Here is a 574-nt window from a genome sequence, read left to right as displayed (position 1 = left end):
TGTTGCCCGCCTCATCCGTGGTGGTGACGGTTGCCGTCACACTATCAGCCGTCGCACCGTCTAAAACACTGCCATCGACTTCTGCCGTCCACGTTAACTTGCCGTCCTGCTCCACAACTTTTGTGGTACCCACGGTTTGACCATCAACAACGACCGTAACGGTATCGCCGACTTTAACATCTGCGCCCACGGTCCCCGTGACCGGGACTTTGCTGTGCGCTTCATCTGCGTTGATAACACCATCGGTAGCTATCGAGGTAATAGTGATCGCTGCCGCAATGTCAGTATCAATGTTGTAAGGGTGATCGTCCGTCGCCGTGGCACTGTTGCCCGCCTCATCCGTGGTGGTGACGGTTGCCGTCACACTATCAGCCGTCGCACCGTCTAAAACACTGCCATCGACTTCTGCCGTCCACGTTAACTTGCCGTCCTGCTCCACAACTTTTGTGGTACCCACGGTTTGACCATCAACAACGACCGTAACGGTATCGCCGACTTTAACATCTGCGCCCACGGTCCCCGTGACCGGGACTTTGCTGTGCGCTTCATCTGCGTTGATAACACCATCGGTAGC

1 protein-coding gene is annotated in these 574 nt (G+C 55.7%); it reads right to left on the bottom strand.

Features of this window, described 5'->3' with window-relative positions; translation table 11 throughout:
* Positions 1–574, bottom strand: a 574-nt coding sequence (locus CZ809_RS20960) for an Ig-like domain-containing protein (protein WP_144396233.1), incomplete at both ends; no start/stop codon positions are given.

Origin of the sequence: Photobacterium piscicola, assembly GCF_900166965.1 — a bacterium.
Classification (GTDB): domain Bacteria; phylum Pseudomonadota; class Gammaproteobacteria; order Enterobacterales; family Vibrionaceae; genus Photobacterium; species Photobacterium piscicola.
Note: the sequence above shows the minus strand (reverse complement) of the source record. Positions and strands in the feature narration are given on the sequence as shown.